The 2,560-nt window shown below is 66.4% G+C and carries 2 protein-coding genes; both read right to left on the bottom strand.

Annotation, left to right across the window (positions count from 1 at the left end; all coding sequences use genetic code 11):
• Nucleotides 1-66: 66 nt before the first annotated feature.
• Entirely contained in the window at nucleotides 67-879 is an 813-nt protein-coding gene (gene istB / locus AU194_RS29680) for an IS21-like element helper ATPase IstB (protein WP_231743629.1), read from the bottom strand.
• Nucleotides 876-2,396, bottom strand: coding sequence for an IS21 family transposase (istA, locus tag AU194_RS29675; RefSeq protein ID WP_082698914.1), 1,521 nt, complete (start codon nucleotides 2,394-2,396; stop codon nucleotides 876-878). Before istA ends, istB begins: the two co-directional genes overlap by 4 nt.
• Nucleotides 2,397-2,560 lie beyond the last annotated feature (164 nt).

The raw sequence follows: 2,560 nt of genomic DNA, 5'->3' as shown, positions 1-2,560 counted from the left end.
TGTCAATGGCCAGGTTGAAGTACCCACTGGTGGCCAGATGAGAGTATCCACCCCGTGCGGTAGTTCCTAGGTTGGTGTGGGCTGCTCCTTCCGGTGTCGGGCGTCTTTCATGCGGTAGGAATCGCCGTCGGTGATGACGACGGTGGCGTGGTGCAGTAGCCGGTCGAGGATGCTGACCGCGGTGGTCTGCTCGGGCAAGAATCGGCCCCACTGCTCGAAAGGCCAGTGCGATCCGATGGCCAACGATCGGCGTTCGTAGGCTCCGGCGACAAGCCGAAACAACAACTGGGTGCCGGTGTCGTCCAAGGGGGCGAAGCCGAGTTCGTCGAGGATGATCAGATCGACCCGCAGCAGGGATTCGATGATCTTGCCGACGGTGTTGTCGGCCAGGCCTCGGTAGAGAGTCTCCACCAGGTCGGCAGCGGTGAAGTAGCGGACCTTGTGCCCGGCGTGGATCGCCGCGGTCCCCAACCCGATCAGGGTGTGGGACTTGCCGGTCCCGGCCGGGCCGATGATTGCCAGATTCTGTTGCGCCCGTATCCATTCCAGACTCGACAGGTAGTCGAAGGTCTTCGGCGGGATCGAGGACGCGGCCACATCGAAGGACTCCAGTGTCTTGTGCACGGGGAACGCGGCGGTCTTGAGGCGGTTGACGATGTTGGAGGCGTCCCGTGCCGCCAACTCCGTCTCGACTAGCGTGCGCAGGACTTCCTCGGGGGTCCAGCGTTGGGTCTTGGCGGTGATCAACACCTCCGGTGCGGTGCGTCGCACTGCGGCCAGTTTCAGCCGCCGCAACCCGGCGTCCAGGTCGGCGGCCAGTGGTGGAACCGACGGTGGTGCAACAGGTTCTGTATCGGTGATGGGTGGGGTCTTAGTCACGGGATCACCTCGCCGTCGGCGACGGCCGGGGTGATCCGGTAGGCGTCCAGGGATCGGGTCGGGGCGACCGGTAGGTCCAGGATCAGGGCGTCCCCGGCGGGGCGGGGCTGCGGTGCGCCGGTGCCGGCTGCCAGGATGGACCGCACGTCGGCGGCCCGGAAGCGGCGGAACGCCACCGCCCGGTGCAACGCGGCGACCAACGCCGCCTCACCGTGGGCCGCGCCCAGGGCGAGCAGAATCTCCAGTTCAGACCCGAGGCGGGTGTTGCCGATCGCCGCGGCACCGACGAGGAACGCCTGCGCATCATCACCGAGGTCGCAGAACTGCTTTTCCACCGTGGTCTTCGGCCGCGGCCCGCGACTCGGTGCCGGGCGGGGGCCGTCGTAGTGCTCGTCGAGGATCGAGGTCCCGCCGGGGGCGGTGAGTTGGTGTTCGGCCACGACCACCCCCGTCGCCGGCTCCAGCAGGACGATCGCACCGTGGTCGACGACCACCGTCACCGTGGTGCCGATCAGTCGAGTCGGCACCGAGTAGCGGGCCGACCCGTACCTGATACAGGACAGGCGGTCGACCTTGCGTAACACCGACGAGGCGCCGATCTGCAATCGAAGCGATGGGAGTGGCTGCAGCAGTTCACGTTCAGTGATCAACCGCTGGTTCGGGATGGCGCAGATCTCCGAATGGACGGTGGCGTTGACTTCGGCGCACCACGCGATCGCGGCGGCATTCGCGGTGCGCAGGTCGACCGGTGTTCCAGTGATGGCGGCCTCGGTCAACAACGGGACCGCCAGGTCGTCCTGGGCGTAGCCGCACAGGTTCTCCACGATGCCCTTGGACTGCGGGTCGCTGGCGTGACAGAAATCGGGTGCGAACCCGTAATGGGACGCCAGGCGGACGTAGTCCGGAGTCGGTACGACGACGTTGGCCACCACGCCGCCTTTGAGGCAGGCCATCCGGTCGGCCAGCACCTTTGCCGGCACGCCGCCGGCGGCGGCCAGGGTCTCGGCGATCAACCCCAGCGTCGTGGACGCCCGCTCGTTGGTGGCGAAGCGCACGAAGCGCCACCTCGAGAACGCCAGGACCGCGCAGAACAGAAACAGCCCCGGCGCGGCCTGGGCCCAGTCGATGACCAGGTACTCACCCGGCTCCCACACGGCCGGACGTCGTCCGCGGTGATTGGTGCTGCGCCACAACGCTTTCTCCTGCGCGACGAGGCGTCGGAAGTTGCGGTCAGAACCGGTGTATCCGGCCGCGCGGGCCTTCGGCAGTAGCCGCTTGGCTGAGATCCGACCATTCGATTTGTCCACCCGTTCGGCGACCAGACCGGCGACGGCGTCGTAGTTGTGCGCCCGTTCGGCCCGCGGTGACGGCAGCATGCCGGCCTGGTCGGCCTCGAACTTCTCGACGACCTTCTTGACGGTGCGGTGGGTGGTGCCGCACTCTGCGGCGGCGGCTCGGTAAGAGCCGAGCTGGTGATAGGCAGAAATGATGTCCATACGGTCCCTCGCAGACTTCAATGGAACTCCCCGGTGGTGATGGCGATTGGTTGGCGCCTTCACCGTCACCATCGGGGCCCGCAGTTCCTGATCGACACGACGAACACGGGGTGGATACTTTTACTTGGCCAAAAACGGATACCTCGACCTGGCCACCAGTGGGTACTTTTTCATGGCCACGGACA

It is taken from the genome of Mycobacterium sp. GA-2829, assembly GCF_001499965.1.
GTDB lineage: Bacteria > Actinomycetota > Actinomycetes > Mycobacteriales > Mycobacteriaceae > Mycobacterium.
This window is presented reverse-complemented; position numbering and strand designations above follow the sequence as displayed.